Source organism: Paenibacillus sp. FSL R10-2796, from assembly GCF_037965315.1.
Lineage (GTDB): Bacteria > Bacillota > Bacilli > Paenibacillales > Paenibacillaceae > Paenibacillus_AQ > Paenibacillus_AQ odorifer.
Genome location: NZ_CP150178.1, coordinates 5,115,172 through 5,132,829, shown reverse-complemented (window position 1 = coordinate 5,132,829; position 17,658 = coordinate 5,115,172). Strand labels below are relative to the sequence as shown.

9 protein-coding genes are annotated in these 17,658 nt (G+C 43.7%); all 9 read left to right on the top strand.

Features of this window, described 5'->3' with window-relative positions:
* The first annotated feature begins 213 nt into the window (after nucleotides 1-213).
* The 9 genes from NST58_RS23265 (at nucleotide 214) to adhE (ending at nucleotide 17,498) form a co-directional block, all read left to right on the top strand.
* On the top strand, nucleotides 214-2,520 hold the full coding sequence (locus NST58_RS23265) for a glycosyl hydrolase family 65 protein (protein ID WP_076278119.1): 2,307 nt from the start codon (nucleotides 214-216) through the stop codon (nucleotides 2,518-2,520).
* A complete protein-coding gene (locus NST58_RS23260) occupies nucleotides 2,517-4,799 on the top strand; it encodes a glycosyl hydrolase family 65 protein (RefSeq protein ID WP_339244323.1) in 2,283 nt (760 codons plus the stop codon). Before NST58_RS23265 ends, NST58_RS23260 begins: the two co-directional genes overlap by 4 nt.
* Nucleotides 4,800-4,831: 32 nt before the next feature.
* Nucleotides 4,832-5,470 carry a beta-phosphoglucomutase gene (gene pgmB, locus NST58_RS23255; RefSeq protein WP_076130680.1) on the top strand — a complete coding sequence of 213 codons (639 nt, stop codon included), beginning with the start codon at nucleotides 4,832-4,834 and terminating at the stop codon, nucleotides 5,468-5,470.
* 2,345 nt (nucleotides 5,471-7,815) lie between these two features.
* On the top strand, nucleotides 7,816-9,609 hold the full coding sequence (locus NST58_RS23250) for a histidine kinase (RefSeq protein WP_076193077.1): 1,794 nt from the start codon (nucleotides 7,816-7,818) through the stop codon (nucleotides 9,607-9,609).
* A 19-nt stretch (nucleotides 9,610-9,628) separates the two neighbouring features.
* Nucleotides 9,629-10,957, top strand: coding sequence for a response regulator (locus NST58_RS23245; RefSeq protein ID WP_076278412.1), 1,329 nt, complete (start codon nucleotides 9,629-9,631; stop codon nucleotides 10,955-10,957).
* Between the two features lie 117 nt (nucleotides 10,958-11,074).
* Nucleotides 11,075-11,995, top strand: a complete 921-nt coding sequence (locus tag NST58_RS23240; protein ID WP_076129625.1) for a sugar ABC transporter permease — start codon at nucleotides 11,075-11,077, stop codon at nucleotides 11,993-11,995.
* Nucleotide 11,996: 1 nt separating this feature from the next.
* Entirely contained in the window at nucleotides 11,997-12,869 is an 873-nt protein-coding gene (locus tag NST58_RS23235; RefSeq protein ID WP_036682930.1) for a carbohydrate ABC transporter permease, read from the top strand.
* A 132-nt stretch (nucleotides 12,870-13,001) separates the two neighbouring features.
* Nucleotides 13,002-14,468, top strand: a complete 1,467-nt coding sequence (locus NST58_RS23230) for an extracellular solute-binding protein (protein ID WP_076129626.1) — start codon at nucleotides 13,002-13,004, stop codon at nucleotides 14,466-14,468.
* Nucleotides 14,469-14,876: 408 nt separating this feature from the next.
* Nucleotides 14,877-17,498 (top strand): bifunctional acetaldehyde-CoA/alcohol dehydrogenase, encoded by a 2,622-nt coding sequence (gene adhE, locus NST58_RS23225; protein ID WP_036682925.1) that lies wholly within the window; start codon nucleotides 14,877-14,879, stop codon nucleotides 17,496-17,498.
* The last annotated feature ends 160 nt before the right edge of the window (nucleotides 17,499-17,658 follow it).

Genomic DNA, 17,658 nt, shown 5'->3' with positions numbered 1-17,658 from the left:
ATCCATTATTCTCAAATACTGGGTTAATCGCTGTTTTTTTGCGTCCCCGTTAGATTGTAACATATAACACAGTTGAAATTCATGTTCAAGAAATTAGTTTTATCTCAACTCCGTATAAATGCACACATCTTCATTACGGTCGGACATTGGCTCTACTGCTATGCAGCGATATCCTGAAATTGGAGCAAAAATCAGGAGAAGGAGAAATCATAAATGGCTAAAGTAGCAGACAAATATCTTAAGGTTGATCCGTGGGCAATTATTGAAGAAGGCTTTGATCCAGAGCGAAATCGGACTTCGGAATCTATTTTTTCATTGGGTAATGAATATATGGGTGTACGGGGATATGCAGAGGAAGGGTATTCAGGTGACACCCTGCAAGGAAGTTATTTTAATGGATTAAATGAACAATTGGATATTGGCAATCACTACAAAGGGATTATTCGCTCGCTGAGATATATGGTGAATGCAGTGGACTGGCTGTATACACGTCTATCTGTAGATGGTGAACAGCTTGATTTAGCAAAAAGTAACGTAACGGATTATGTGCGTAGGTTGGATCTTCGTAAGGGTACGTATCGGAGAGAGCTAATCTGGCATCTAAACGATGGCAAGTCACTAAAAGTAGTCTTTACACGTCTGGTCAGCATGACTATGTCTCATTTGGGGTTGCAGCGGGTGGAATTTGAACCCCTTAATTTCTCGGGGAGCGTGGACATTTGTGCAGGTCTTGATTTCGGCATTATTCATGAAGAACGCGGCGAATGTATGTGGAACAGTCTCCGCAGCGGAGTAAGTGGAGCGTCCTCTGCTATTATGGCGAGTACAGTGAATACTGGGAATAAGCTGTTCTCAAGCTTTACCTTACAATCCTCGCAGCCGTTACAGCTCACTGCTACTGAGAGTGATAAGTTTATTGGACAAAATTTCACCCTCAACCTTACGAAAGGAGAAGTCTCCTATTTTACCAAACTGGTTATGAACTATTCGGATAGTGATTCTGCCCATACAGATGAAGAGCTGTGGAGCAAAGGTCTGTCTCTTGCTGAAACCGCAAGCCAATTGACGGATACTCAAATAATCGCTGATCAGACAGCTTATTGGAAGGGCATCTGGGAGACAAGTGATATCCGAATAGAGGGCGATCCTGAGAATCAACAGGGTATTCGTTTCTGTATCTTCCAGCTTTATCAGACCTATCATGGCGATCATCCCGGTTTTAATATTGGTGCCAAAGGGCTGACGGGGGAAGTATATCGTGGGTTGGCTTTTTGGGATACAGAATCCTATTGCTTACCGTTCTATATGTTCAATAATCCAAAGGCTGCCCGAAGCTTATTGGAATTCAGATATAAAACATTGCCACAGGCTATGCAGCGCGCTAAAGAGGTGGATTGTGAGGGAGCTTGCTATCCTATTGCTACTATAGATGGAACAGAAAGCTGTGATCTCTGGCAGCACTCTAATCTTCAGCTTCATGTAGGGACTGCTGTTTCTTATGGCATTTGGCATTATGTCAAAAATACCGGTGATAAAAGCTTCCTGCATAGTAAAGGGGCTGAGATGCTGATTCAGATCAGCAGATTCTATGCTACACGTGGTCAATGGGGGCAACGCAGCGGGGAATATGGTTATTTTGGCGTAATGGGTCCTGATGAGTTCCAATTGATGGTCAATAACAACTGTTACATTAATCTGATGGCTCAACAATCTTTTGAATACACCCTAGAGACTCTTCGGGAGATGAAAGAACAGGCTCCTGCTGCTTTTGCAGCTGTGGTAGAGAAAACAGAACTTCATGACGAGGAACTCACCGATTGGGAAAATAAGGCGCAGCATATGCGGATTCCGGTTGACGAAGTGACAGGAGTTTATGAAGAGCATGATGGGTTCTTCGATATGCCACATATTGATATTCATTCGATTCCGGTAACAGAATTCCCATTATATTCGAACTGGTCATATGATCGTTTGTATCGCTATGACATGATTAAGCAGCCGGATGTACTTATGTTTATGTTCTTGTACAGCGGACAATTCTCTAAAGAAGCGAAGCTGGCGAACTACGAATACTACGAGCCTAGATGTATTCATGAGTCTTCGCTGTCACCTTCGATCCACTCCATTTTGGCAAGTGAAATCGGCAAACCCGAGGAAGCATATTCGTTTTTTGAATTTGCTACTCGACTGGATTTAGACAACTATAACCGCAATACCCGTGAAGGGCTGCATACTACCTCAATTGCTGCTGCTTGGATGAATATTGTTTACGGCTTTGGCGGAATGCGTTCGGATGGAGCGCGTCTGTCCTTTCAGCCAACCCTGCCAGAACGCTGGGATGAATATAGCTTCCAAGTGTTGTATGAAGGAGTGCTTCTGAGAATTGTGGTGGACAAAAATTCAGTAACAATCACTGCGGTTAATGGTGGAAGTACCGAAATTATAGTGTACGGACAGTCGATTAAAGTGGATGCTTCCGGGAAGACGCTTCCGCTAGGCGAAGGGATGCTGGCAGGATGAATTGGACCGCAAAGGATAGTTGTTTTGATAAACAGCTGGTGACGACAAACGGTAACAAATATATGTTAGGCAACGGCTACATGGGATATCGCGGCACACTGGAGGAATTCAGCAAAACCGAGCTAGTAGCTGTCACCCTCGCAGGTCTATATGACAGAGCAGGAGACAAATGGAGAGAACCCGTTAATGCCCCTAATGGATTGTTGACCAAGATTTTCTGTAATGATCAGCTCTTAAGTGTGCTTGACCGTGAACCGGCCGCTCATACTCAGGAGCTAAATATCCGAAATGCCATTCATCATCGGAGCACTGAATATGCTGTATCTGACGGAGGGACGTTGACGTTTACCGCAGATCGATTCGTAAGCCAGGATAATCTTCACTTGCTCGTTAGTAAATACTCTATTCGCAGCACACAAGACTGCCGAGTAGTCATTGAGACGGGAATTGACTTAGATGTGTGGGATATCAATGGACCTCATCTCTACGGACAAACGGTGCAATTGAAGGACGAGGTGCTGATCTCTTCATCTGTCAGCGGAGAATTGAAGATTCCGGTTGTTGTGGCGGAGAGGGCGGTATTCAGTTTTGGTGAGGAGCTACTGGAAGATGGGGCTGCTGTTCGCCGGATTTCTTTTCATGCCCGTGCGGGTGAGACGTATGAATGGTTTAAGTGTGTAGCAGTCTATACTGGACTTGATGCTGATCAGCCGGAGACGGAAGCTGTTAAATCTGTCCATGCTGCTGAGGCGCTGGGTTATGAGGCGTTATTTAAGTCTCACCGTCTGATATGGGATGAGAGATGGTCACACAGTGATGTAATCATCGAAGGTGATGAAGCTGCCCAATTTGCCTTGAGATATAGTATCTATCAGCTGTTAATCATTGCGCCTACAGTTTCGGAGAAGGTGTCTATTCCAGCCCGGGGATTATCGGGTCAGGTATATAAGGGAGCTGTATTTTGGGATACGGAAATGTTTATGTTGCCGTTTTTCCTGCACAGTGATCCTAAGGTAGCGCGGAACTTGATGATGTACCGGATTCATACATTGGATGGTGCACGCCGTAAGGCAGCGGAATATGGATTTTTGGGCGCATTTTATGCTTGGGAAAGTCAGGATACGGGAGACGATGCCTGTACTTTGTTTAATGTGAATGATGTATTTACAGGCCGGCCGATGCGCACCTATTTCCGCGATAAGCAGGTTCATATCAGTGGTGACGTTGTGCATGGGATCTGGAAATATGTTCAATTCACAGGCGATGAAAGTCTGCTTACTAGTGGAGGAGCAGAGGTGATCTGGGAATGCGCTCGCTTTTTCTACTCTTACGCTTACTATAATTCGGTTAAACAGCGGTTTGAGATTCTGGATGTTACAGGTCCGGATGAATATCATGAACGTGTGAACAATAATGCTTTTACGAATGCACTGGTTAAAGAGACGCTTGAGATTGCCTTGCGTACGGCAGCTTTGCTGCAAGAGAAGTATCCTGAGGATTACAGTCAATTGTCCGCTCAGTTTAGCTCAGGGCCATTCCTAGAGGAGTTCAAAACGATGCTGGATAGCTTTTATGTTCCACAGCCTGATCCTGCCAGTCTTGTTATTGAACAATTCGACCGGTACCTCACCTTGGAGGATGTAGAACTAACAGAACTGAAATCACGTGTGCTTAATAAAAATGAGTATTTTGGCGGCGGCAATGGCTTAGCTACCACCACAACCATACTTAAACAAGCAGACGTTGTGTTGATGCTGAATTTGTTCAAGCACTCCTTTAGCAAGGAAGTGAAACAAGCGAACTGGGAATTTTACGAACCGCGTACGGAACACGGATCAAGCTTAAGCCCTTGTATCTACGCTTTGGTAGCTGCTGATATTGGTTCACCGGATTGGGGCTATCCGTATTTTATGCGTACGGCTACCGTCGATCTCACCGGCGAATCTAAGCAATATGTAGGGGATCTCTACATCGGAGGGACTCATCCGGCTGCGAATGGTGGTGCTTGGATGGCGGCGGTTCTTGGCTTCGCTGGGTTGGACTACGATGGAGGGGTTGTGCACATCAATCCATCTCTGCCGCAACATTGGCAGTCCGTTCAGCTTCCGGTTACCCTGCGCGGCGATACCATCCAACTGCGGATCAGAAAGGATGAAGTCACTGTGATCACAGCTGCTGATTACAGTGGAGACTTAGTATTCTCGGTGCGAGGCGGAGAAGGCAAGTCTTGCTCCGCAGGTGAGACCCTTCGACTGGCCTTTGACGAAACGGGATTATAAATATTAATACACAACGGAGAGGAAGCAAATCAATGTTGGAAAATATGAAAGGCGCCATCTTTGATCTGGATGGCGTGATCGTAGATACAGCCAAATATCATTATTTGGCGTGGGCGAGTCTTGCAGATGAGCTTGGCTTTAAATTCACGGAGGAGGATAACGAACGGCTTAAAGGTGTGAGCCGGATGAGATCGCTTGATATCCTGCTGGAAGTGGGTGGCCTGGAATTTAAGGAAGCAGAGAAGCTGGCAATGGCGGAGAAGAAAAACCGCCTGTACGTAGAATACATTTCTCGGCTCGAGGAATCGGAGCTGCTGCCTGGAGTGAAAGAATACCTGACAGGAATGAGATCACGTGGGATTGGGATTGCGTTAGGTTCAGCCAGTAAGAACGCTGAGTTTATTTTGAATAAGCTGAACATTACAGACTTATTTGATGCAGTTGTTGACGGCAACAAAGTGTCACTAGCCAAACCGGACCCAGAGGTGTTCCTGATCGCGGCTCAGGAGATAGGCTTGCAGCCGGATGAATGTGTTGTGTTTGAAGATGCTGAGGCAGGCGTTCAAGCAGGTAAAGCTGCTGGGATGAAGGTTGTAGGTATCGGCAAACCTGAGGTGCTGAAGGAAGCAGATCTGGTCGTTAAAGGATTGTATGAGCTGCTGACAGACTAAAGCTCTAAATGAACATGGGACCGACTCCAAAGTAGCGGATGACTTTGGGGGCGGTCTTTTTTTGTGCAAAGTCTCTGTATTTAGCTAGCTCAGACTGTCTATCGGACCTCATAGTCGCTATTAGCTGCAAATTAAGTAATTCAGAACGTTAGTCTTAAGCTCAGACGGTGATCGGACCCCATAGTCGCTATTAGCCAAAATTCGGCTCATTTGTGATCCTATCGGACTCCATAGTCGCTATTGGCTCGAAAAGTCCTCGTATCGCGCATGTTTGGAACGAATAACGCCTCTGGAGTCCGAACCTCCCTGTAAAAGCCAAAAATCATCCCAATAGCTGTATCTGAGTCCGATCGCTCATCGTGAAGAGTGTGTGTGGGAATGCAAAACGCCGAATAAGTAGCTGAGCTGCACATTAAGTAATTCAGATAGTTAGTCTTAAGCTCAGACGGTGATCGGACCCCATAGTCGCTATTAGCCGTATATTAAGTCATTCAGAACGTTAGTCAAAAGCTCGGACAGTGTATCGGACCCCATAGTCGCTATTAGCCAAAATTCGGCTCATTTGTGATCCTATCGGACTCCATAGTCGCTATTGGCTCGAAAAGTCCTCGTATCGCGCATGTTTGGAACGAATAACGCCTCTGGAGTCCGAACCTCCCTGTAAAAGCCAAAAATCATCCCAATAGCTGTATCTGAGTCCGATCGCTCATCGTGAAGAGTGTGTGTGGGAATGCAAAACGCCGAATAAGTAGCTGAGCTGCACATTAAGTAATTCAGATAGTTAGTCTTAAGCTCAGACGGTGATCGGACCCCATAGTCGCTATTAGCCGTATATTAAGTCATTCAGAACGTTAGTCAAAAGCTCGGACAGTGTATCGGACCCCATAGTCGCTATTAGCCAAAATTCGGCTCATTTGTGATCCTATCGGACTCCATAGTCGCTATTGGCTCGAAAAGTCCTCGTATCGCGCATGTTTGGAACGAATAACGCCTCTGGAGTCCGAACCTCCCTGTAAAAGCCAAAAATCATCCCAATAGCTGTATCTGAGTCCGATCGCTCATCGTGAAGAGTGTGTGTGGGAATGCAAAACGCCGAATAAGTAGCTGAGCTGCACATTAAGTAATTCAGATAGTTAGTCTTAAGCTCAGACGGTGATCGGACCCCATAGTCGCTATTAGCCGTATATTAAGTCATTCAGAACGTTAGTCAAAAGCTCGGACAGTGTATCGGACCCCATAGTCGCTATTAGCCAAAATTCGGCTCATTTGTGATCCTATCGGACTCCATAGTCGCTATTGGCTCGAAAAGTCCTCGTATCGCGCATGTTTGGAACGAATAACGCCTCTGGAGTCCGAACCTCCCTGTAAAAGCCAAAAATCATCCCAATAGCTGTATCTGAGTCCGATCGCTCATCGAGAAAAGAGTGTGTGTGGGAATGCAAAACGCCGAATAAGTAATAAACCGCACATTAAGTAATCCAAACGCACAACAAGCAGCAAGTCGCACAGTAAATAATTCAGAAGGTTAGTCTCAAGCTCAGACGGTGATCGGACCCCATAGTCGCTATTAGCCGTATATTAAGTCATTCAGAACGTTAGTCAAAAGCTCGGACAGTGTATCGGACCTCATAGTCGCTATTAGCCAAAATTACGCTCATTTGAGAAGATATCGGACTCCATAGTCGCTAATGGCTCGAAAAGCCCTCGTATCGCGCATGTTTGGAACGAATAACGCCTCTGGAGTCCGAACCTCCCTGTAAAAGCCAAAAATCATCCCAATAGATGTATCTGAGTCCGATCGCTCATCGTGAAGAGTGTGTGTGGGAATGCAAAACGCCGAATAAGTAGTAAGTCGCACATCAAGCAATCCAACGCACAATAAGCACCACCATCGCACATCAAGTAATCCAGACGCCCAACAACAAAGCACATTCAAGTATTGAAGTACTTGAGTATTCAAGTGTTCAAGAACATACATCGCACTTCTTCCATATAGAGATCATTCCTCCTAGCCCCACGCAGTGATCTTTACGCCGCCCTCCCTTTTTCTGTTTGCGGTTTTTAGAAAGGGAGGAAGATCATGGAGAGGAAATTTGGAACTGGAGGAGCGGAAGCGTCCGCCTTTGTCTCCGGATTTTATCCGCCAGTAGCGGTATAAATCAAAAAATCTGGAGACAACAGCGGCCGGAAGTCCAAAGTTTCCTCGTAATGACCCCATGACTCACTCTCTCACAAATTCGCCCAACAGAAAAAACTACATACAAATGAACATAAAAAACTTTAAAATAAACATATGTAAGCGTTTATCACTTTGATATAGTTATTGAACCCGGAGGTGTATCTCGATGTTGTCTAGGCTGATTAGGCCGATTTTGAAGCTAAACGTCAAACAACAGCTTATCCTGCTGTTTCTGATTATGATCTCGCCGATTCTGTTTTTGAACATTTACGGGAATATGAAGGCTGAGCAAATTCTGAAGCGCCATGTGACGAATGCTTATGTAGAGCTGAACAAGCAAAACTTCACCATCATTAACCGAGATATCGATACCGTAAATAAAATTACTACCACTGTAATTCAAAATCCTCTGATTCAACAGATTAATATGACGGGTTCGGATACCATTCTGGAGCGGGTTAAACGTTATGAGACGATAGAGAAGCTGTTGGTCAGTTACTCGCAGGGAGCGGAGCGTGGGGACGGCATCTATTATTCCCTTTATATATACGATCCCGAGGATTATTATTTTTTTGCACCCAATTTCCCACAGGTTAAGAAGGCGGGGGTATATTTCTTTTCCAAAGCGGAAGAGCCCTATTGGTTCGAGGAGGTTGTCCAGAAAAAGGGTCGCGGATCTCTAAAATTTACAGGGAAGCTAAGTGCACAAGCGGAAAACTTGAAGACTCTTACCTATATGAGAGCTGTCAATAACATCTCCAGAAAAGCTGAGACCATTGGGGTTTTAGTCATTACCAAAATGGACGCAAAAATCGGAGAATCCCTTAAATCCATATCGTTGCCTGATGGTGATATTTACTTAACAGATCTGGATAATCGTGTACTCGCTTCTACTACGAATAATACTGGTGAGATCATTACGCTGCCGGAGACGGTCGTTGCTGAGGATTTGGAGGGAACCGTGGATGTTATTACCTCGGATTTTATTTATGTGGTCAATAATAACCATGCCTTAGGACAGAAGCTAGTCTACAAAATCGCCGTAAAAGCGCTGCTGCAGCAACAAAACGAAATGAAAAGTGTGATTCAATACATAACTGTGGCCTATGCTGTTTTTGGATTAATCATGATTACTTATTTCTGGCGTTCATTAATGACGCCTTTGCAAAAGTTAGCTTTTTTCGTCCGGAAGTTTGAGCCAGGCAATCGTGTCCCTGAGACGCCAAAAAGAGGGAGTAACGATGAGGTCAGTGTGCTGATTGGCTCTACCTATGACATGGCCCGCAGGCTAAATGGACTAATTACTTATAAATACCAGATGGAGCTAAAACAGAAGGAATCACAGCTTCAACTGCTCTATCAGCAGATCAATCCGCATTTGCTCTACAACACTTTGGAGAGTATTTACTGGAAAAGCTCGCTGGAAGGTAACGTTGAATCCGCCGAGATGATCAAGGAATTATCCAAGCTTATGAAGATTAGCCTCAGTCGGGGAAGGGAGCTGATTAGCCTTGAAGAAGAGCTGGAGCATGCAACGGCCTACATCAAGCTGCAGCAGCACCGGTATGATTATATATTTCGTGTAGTAATGGAGATTCATCCAGATACGAAAAGAAATCTAATTCCTAAAATTACCCTGCAGCCGTTAATTGAGAATGCTATTATTCATGGTGTCAAAAATATGGGCGAGGATGGGGAAATCATCATTAGCGCAGTTTGTGTGGACGATACCGTCGAGATCACTATTGAAGATAATGGCTATAAGACTGTTGATTATCAGGCCATCGAAGCTGTGCTGAATGACGACAGTCCAAATCCGGCCAGCGGTTACGGGATTCGCAACATTAACCAGCGTATTCATTTACACTTCGGCTCTGATTATGGCATCAGCTATACCCCTCGTAAAGAGGGCGGTACATTGGTGACGGTTAAGCTTCCGAAATCAGAGAATCAGGACTAAGGAAGGGGAGCATACAGATATGTTCAATATATTAGTTGTGGATGACGAACCCTTGATTTGTAAAGGGCTGAGCAATTTATTAGCTTCTTCGGGGTTAAACATAGACCATATTTATACAGCAAACAGTGGTTTTGAAGCGCTGGACTGCATTCGGATGGAGGAAATAGACCTGCTCGTTACTGATATTCAGATGGGTGCAATGAGCGGGATTGATCTAATGCAGCATGCAAAATTGGCCAAACCCTGGGTACAGACCATCGTGATTTCTGCACACGAGACGTTTCAATATGCGCAAATGGCCGTTAGGCTTGGAGCGAAGGATTATTTGATCAAACCTTTGAATAGTGAGCAATTTCTGGATTCGGTGCGAAATGTGCTGCTTAAGATGGGGAAACCATCACCAGAATTGGATATTTTCATGTCAGGAATTAACGAAAGCTTTCGGCTGGAAGAGCCGCTTCCGGAATACAGCAAGTTATTGAATGAGCTGCTCATTGAGCCTGAAGGTGTACTGTGTGATGCAGAACGCTTGCAAAAGCTGGATAACCTGAAGCTGCAAGGGCCGTATTTTTCCGTCTTAAAAATTAAGGTACCTCTTGCTGGAACGAATCAGGAGAAGCACTACACCCTGCGGGACAGACGGCTTCTTTGTTATGCCGCGCTGAATATCGCCAAAGAGCTGATGGATCAGGAGTGGAACTCGACAGCCTTTTACGCAGAGGATGAAGAGATTACGATCATTATTCAGTGGGATGAAAAAAGCTATGAAGATTCGTCTGCCAGCCAAATTAATAGGCTAGATATCCTTGGCCGTAGTCTTCATTTTAATATTCAAAAATATCTGCACTTAAATGCAGTTATCGGCATCAGCCAGATTCTCAAGGGTCTTTCTTTTATGGCTGTATTGAACCGTCAAGCCTCCAAAGCCATTCTCTGGAATAATGAACACAATGACCATTATGTGTTTTACTACGGGGATTTTAATTGGAACAGCTACACAACCGATCCTTCAGTAGAAGAGCTTCATACACGCAGCAATCTGATTGTAGAGAAAGCGAGAGAGTATATTGACGAGAACTATGCGCAAAAAGGATTAACCATCCATGAAGTGGCTAAGAAAAACCATGTCAGCCCCAATTATTTGAGCTATCTGTTTAAGAAAAATACAGGTTACAACCTGTGGGAATATGTAATTAAGCTGCGGATGGAAGAAAGCCGGGAGATGATTTTGAACACAGATCTTCGCAGATACGAAATCGCCGAGCGTGTAGGTTATGAATCACCGGAGCATTTTAGTAAAATTTTCAAAAAATATTATGGGATTAGCCCCAGTGAATTGAAGAAGTAAAAACACATACTACTTCGGTAGATTTAGACATGTTCAGTACAACCCTCATTTTCTACAATTTAAGGTAGGAAGCATTTTGCGAAAAATGCTGAAAGAAAAATGGAATGAGGGAGCCTGATGAATCAAACCGCAGTTGTATCCGAAAATCCGCCGGCGCTGAAGGGTACACCTTACAAGCAAAACCGCTGGAAGAAAAACTTTTGGGGATATATGTTCCTCGTACCTGCTGTGATTATTTTTGTAATGTTCTTGTGGGTGCCAATTTTTAAAGGCTTGTTGTACAGCTTCTACCATGTTGATTTTGTAAAAGGGAATAGCTTTGTTGGCTTTGAGAACTATGCTAGAGCCCTTAGTGATCCGGATGTTTTGACCGCGTTAAAAAATACAGGGTATTACATGCTTCTATGTCTTATTATCGGGTTCTGGGTTCCGATTGCTTTTGCTATTATGATCTCGGAGCTGAGAAGGTTTGGGGGCTTTGTGCGGGTAGCGGCTTACCTACCTTTTGTAATGCCTGGTGTGGTGCTATATGGACTCTGGAGATGGCTTTATGATCCTGTGGGCCCAATCAATGCAGTATTAAGCTCGCTTGGTGTGGACCAGGTTGCCTTCCTGACAGATACAAGGTGGTCCATGATTTCCCTTGTTTTTATGGAGACGTGGCAGCAGTTTGGATCAGGGATGTTAATATACTTGGCTGCTGTACTCAGCATTCCGCGGGATTGGTATGAAGCAGCTGAGATTGATGGGGCGGGTGTGTGGGCACGTATAAAGTACATCACATTGCCTTCGCTACGTAATTTGATCATTTTGATGTTTATATTACAGATTATCGGGACTTCACAAGGGTATCAGTCACAAATGGCGCTGCTTGATGGTGGACCGAATAATACTACGCTTACCTATGCGCTGCTGATCGTAAAATATGCTTTTACAAGACTCGATTATGGAACAGCGACTGCGCTTGGCATGCTAATGTTCATAGTCCTAGGTGGTTTGGGCATTTTACAGTTCAAGCTTAACAAGGAGGACAACTAAGATGAAGAGCGCAGATAGAGGCATACTCTCAGAACATGATTTGAAAAAAACAAGCAATAAGATCGTTTATGGCTTGATGTGCGTGGTTATTTTGATTATGGTGTTTAGCATGCTGTATCCGATTTGTATGACGTTATTTAACGGACTGAAATCGAATCAAGAGGTGAACTCATTCCCACCGCATTTTTTCCCGCAGGAATGGCACTTCAGCAACCTTAAAGAAGCGATGAACTACATTGATCTGCTGATGTTCCTTAAGAACACTATTTATATTTTTGTGGGGAATATGGTCGTGACACTAGTCGTATTGGGAATGTCTGCTTTCAGCATTTCTCGTATGAATGTTCCTTACAGAAAGGCAATTTATTTCTTTTTCCTGATGACATTGTTTATTCCGGCGACCAGCTACATGATTCCCAACTTTGTCAATCTAAAAGAGCTTGGATTACTGAATCAGTACGCTGCCTTTTGGCTGCCGGCGGGTGCGAATACATTCTATTTTCTACTTCTAAAGAACTTTTTTGATGGGATACATCCTGAAATTTTTGAAGCCGCGCGGATCGACGGTTCCTCTGAGCCGAGAAGCTTTTTCTCCATTGCAGTGCCATTGTCGGTTCCGATATTTGCTACGCTGGCGATCTTTATCTTTTCTACTGCATGGAATGACTGGTTCTGGCCATCTCTGGTTATGCACAGTGAAGAGAAATATACGCTCGCGACAGCAATCTATAAATACGTTATTAATGTAAAGGCACTTAATACGAATATTAAATTCGCTATCCTATTTATCGTATCGTTGCCGCCGATCCTTGTCTTCCTGATCTTCCAAAAGTTCATTATGCGTGGCGTTGCATTATCAGCAGTTAAGGGATAAGCGCGGATCGACGAATTTAGTCACGGATCGTAAACATGCACATGAAAGGAATATAAATGCACCTCGTTTGTAAACGATTTCTCTTTTATGATCGATATGTAAGATAACTATGAATTGAAAAGGGGAGTTTCAATGCGTAAGTACTCTAGCGTGCTACTAAGCCTCCTTGTGGCCGGATCATTGTTAACCGCATGCGGCGGTAACAACAATAACGGAAACACAACAGGAAACAAGGAAGGGGAAGCGACTACTGCGCCAACGAATGCTGCAACAGATAATGCTGGCAGTGCTACAGCAGCGCCAACTGATGATATCACACAAAGAAAAGTGACCATCAAAATTCACTATCCAACCCCTGATCTAACCGAAGTTAGAGCACAGGAAGATGACAAGATCAAACGTTTCCAAGAGGAGTATCCGAATGTTGAAATCGTCAAAGACGATTGGCAGTACAATGTAAGTGAAATCGGCATCAAAATGGCAGCGAATGAAGCTCCAACCTTCTTTAACACTTACGCTACAGAAGCAAAATTCCTAGTTGAAAAAGGCTGGGTAGCTGACATTACGGATCTGTGGAATAAATACGAATTTAAGGATCAAATTAACCCGGTTCTCCAAAATCAATTTATCATTGACGGAAAAGTATTCGGCGTAACTCAAAAGGGTTATGTAACAACCACAATGATCAACAAAAAAATGCTGGATGAAAAAGGCGTTGCTGTTCCATCTATGGATTGGACTTGGGATGATATGCTGAATACCGCGAAAGGTGTAGCTGATACCAAAAAAGGGATTTCCGGTATTGCTCCAATGGGTAAAGGGAATGAAGCAGGCTGGAACTGGACCAACTTCCTGTTCGAGGCTGGCGGTGAAATTCAGAAGATTGAAGGCGGTAAGGTTGTAGCTACTTTTAATTCTGAGGCTGGGATTAAAGCGCTGGATTTCTACAAGAAACTTAGATGGGAAGCAAATGCGATTCCTCAGGACTGGGCACTGGGCTGGGGTGATGCTGTAGGCGCATTCCAACAAAGTCGTACAGCAATGGTAATGGCTGGATCTGACGGTGTTATTGAGCAAGCGTTGAATCAAGGCGGTCTGAAACCAGAAGATGTACTTACGTATCCAATGCCTGCGATGGAAAAAGGCGGAAAACACACTGGGGTACTTGGTGGTGACTACCTTGTAATCAATCCAAATGCAACACCAGACGAGCAAGAAATGGCATTCCGTTATATTACATTTGATTACTTCTCCGATAAAGGTCTAGAAGCACTGGATGCGGTTCTGCAACAACGTACAACGGATGGCAAATACTTTATTCCGCCGCTCTTAGATTACTATTCTGCAGATTCTGACTTCGGCAAGAAAACAAAAGCTGTGTATGATAAATATACAAATGTATATCAATACAGCCCTGATATTTTAGGCTTGCTGGACGGTAAACCGGAAGCGCAATACAATACACAGGACTACTACGCAACCATGTCCAATGTAATTCAAGAGCTGTTCTCCAAAAAGGGAACAGATTCCAAGACACAGCTTGAAGCTGCTGCAAAAACAGTGCAGGAGAAATTCTTCGATACAATTAAAGTAGAATAGGCAAGGAAGGACAGAACCGGCTCCTTTAGGAGTCGGTTTTTTTATGTTTATATTATTGATATTTTTATAAATCAACCCAACGGATGGCTTCCGACTATTTTTTAGAGGGTCATGAGAAAAATAGAGTGTCAACAAAATTAGATTTGTATTTTTAAAATATTTTTGCGAGCGGAAAGGTAGAAAATGGGTATCGGTTCTTGTCTTTTTAAACATAAACTTTAGATTTAAGGAATGATACAGCATAAATAATGGTAAAAAACCTATAATATGATCGAATGAAAGCGCTTTGAAAACAAATCAAAAAAACTTTATACTTTGTGAAAGATTTCACTATACAAGGTGGAAATGATGTGATAAGATAAATGTGTAGAGAAAAACAACCTAAAAATTGACAGGAGGACGAGGGAGATGGCAGTTAAGAACGAAGTCGCCGCCCAAGTTAAACAAACTACCGCTGAAGAGTATATTCAGACTTTGGTGGATAAAGCGAAAAAAGCACATGAGGCATTCATGGCGCTGGATCAAGAGCAAGTTGACACAATCGTTCATGCAATGGCGTTGGCTGGACTCGACAAACATATGTACCTCGCTAAATTGGCTGTAGAAGAAACTGGCCGCGGGGTTTACGAAGACAAAATTACTAAAAACATCTTCTCGACAGAATATATCTGGCACGGAATTAAATACGATAAAACAGTAGGCGTTATTGAAGACAATGCTTATGAAAGCTTCCAAAAAATTGCTGAGCCCGTCGGAATTGTAATGGGTATCACACCGGTAACCAACCCTACATCCACCACGATGTTTAAAGCGTTGATTTCGATTAAGACACGGAACCCTATTATATTCGGTTTCCACCCATCTGCGCAAGAGTGTAGTGCAGCAGCTGCTAGAATTCTTCATGATGCGGCTGTAAAAGCTGGCGCACCTGAGAATTGTATCCAATGGATTGAAATGCCAACGATGGACAAAACAAACGCTTTGATGAACAACCCTGACGTTGCACTTATTCTTGCAACAGGCGGTTCTGCAATGGTAAAAGCAGCTTATAGCTGTGGTAAACCAGCTCTTGGCGTAGGTCCTGGTAACGTACCTGCATTCATCGAAAAGAGCGCGGATATCGATCAAGCCGTAACGGACATCATTCTTTCCAAAACATTTGATAATGGTATGATCTGTGCTTCCGAGCAAGCTGTTATTATCGAAGAACCAATCTTCGATCAAGTGAAAAAGAAAATGATCGCTAATGGCTGCTACTTTGTTAACAAAGAAGAAGCTGCCAAACTTACTAGCGGCGCTATGAACGTTGATAAATGTGCGGTTAATCCAGCAATCGTTGGACAATCCGCAGTGAAAATTGCTGAAATGTGCGGCATTCAAGTTCCTGCCGGCACTAAGATTCTGGTAGCAGAACTTGAAGGTGTAGGCACTAAATATCCATTGTCCGCTGAAAAATTGAGTCCTGTGCTTGCTTGCTACAAAGTTAAAAACGCAGATCAAGGTATTGAACGCGCAGCACAAGTTGTTGAATTTGGTGGTATGGGCCATAGTTCGGCTATCCACTCCAACAACGAAGAAGTAATCATGAAGTTCTCTAACCGTCTGCAAACAGGACGTATTCTCGTTAACTCGCCTTCCACTCATGGTGCGATCGGCGATATCTATAACACTAACATCCCTTCGTTGACGCTGGGCTGCGGATCTTATGGTCGTAACTCCGTGTCGCAAAACGTTACAGCAATCAATTTGATCAACGTGAAAAGGGTGAATCGTCGTACCGTGAATATGCAATGGTTTAAAGTACCTGACAAGATCTATTTCGAAAAAGGCGCTACTCAGTACCTGACCAAAATGCCTGATATCACACGTGTCGCAATTATCACTGACCCAATGATGGTTAAGCTTGGATATGTTGAGAGAGTTGAACATTACCTGCGTCAACGCCAAACTCCTGTAGCGATCGAAGTGTTCTCGGAAGTTGAACCAGATCCATCGACAACTACAGTTGAAAAAGGTACAGCAATGATGAACAGATTCCAACCGGACTGCATCATCGCACTTGGTGGTGGTTCCCCAATGGATGCTGCAAAAGGAATGTGGTTATTCTATGAACATCCAGACGCAGACTTTAATGGTCTGAAACAAAAATTCATGGATATCCGTAAACGGGTTTACAAATTCCCTAAACTTGGAAACAAAGCTAAGTTTGTAGCGATTCCAACTACTTCGGGTACAGGTTCGGAAGTAACATCTTTCGCAGTTATTACCGATAAAACAACTGAACAACACACTAAATATCCTTTGGCTGACTACGAGCTAACTCCAGACGTAGCTATCATTGATCCAGAGTTCGTATATAGCTTGCCAAAAACTGCTGTAGCTGATACAGGTATGGACGTATTGACACATGCCATCGAAGCTTATGTATCTGTAATGGCGAGTGACTACACGGATGGTCTGGCAATTAAAGCAATCCAATTGGTATTCCAATACCTTGAAAAATCGGCTCTTGAAGGCGACAGAGTTGCCCGTGAAAAAATGCATAACGCATCAACACTTGCTGGTATGGCCTTTGCTAATGCTTTCCTGGGTATTAACCACAGCTTGGCGCATAAATGGGGCGGTCAATATCACACTGCTCACGGTCGTACTAATGCGATCCTTATGCCACACGTTATTCGTTACAATGCTAAGAAACCTACGAAGTTCGCTTCGTTCCCTAAATATTCACACTTCGTAGCTGACGAGCGTTATGCAGAAATCGCCCGTATTCTGGGATTGCCAGCTCGCACAACTGAAGAAGGTGTAACTAGCCTGATCAATGCTATTCGCGACATGAACAAAAAACTGGGTATCGAAGAATCCTTCCAACAATTGGGCTTTGATCCTAAGGATTTTGAATCCCATGTAGATTACTTGGCTGACCGTGCATTTGAAGATCAATGTACAACTGCCAATCCTAAGCTGCCACTGGTATCTGAACTTGCAGATGTATATCGTAATGCTTTCTACGGAAGATTTGATAATTAATATTTGGTTAAGTAGATAATAGGATGGTTGTGGATTAGATATAAGTGACAAATATCACCGGAAAGGTGATATTTGTCACAGTCTATTTATAGAAAATAAACTAAAATGTTTATATAAACAACGGTCCCATATATGGAACAATGATTGTGAATTTTCGAAC